We start from the raw sequence: 278 nt of genomic DNA, 5'->3' as shown, positions 1-278 counted from the left end.
GCCACCAGCCGCCGAGAGTACCGGGATTTGAAGCGGTAGGAAGCGTTGTAGAGTCCAGCCATGCTGAATTTGCAGTGAATCAGCGAGTGCTCGTAGCAACCAGTGGAACATGGCAGACCTATGTCGATGTATCACCAGATGACCTATTCCAAATTCCTCAGCATCTAGAAAATGGCTACGCCTGTCAGTTGTACATTAATGCGCTAACTGCATGGGTGTTGACGACAGAAGTGGCTAAGCTGACCCAAGAAGATGTGTTGATCATCAACGCAGGCGGC

At 50.7% G+C, this 278-nt stretch carries 1 pseudogene; it reads left to right on the top strand.

The annotated features are described in order from the left end of the window. Positions 1–278 (top strand): annotated as a pseudogene (locus JFU56_RS22425) (alcohol dehydrogenase); the annotation flags it as partial.

The sequence above is a fragment of the Moritella sp. F3 genome (assembly GCF_015082335.1).
Classification (GTDB): Bacteria; Pseudomonadota; Gammaproteobacteria; order Enterobacterales; family Moritellaceae; genus Moritella.
Note: the sequence above shows the minus strand (reverse complement) of the source record. Positions and strands in the feature narration are given on the sequence as shown.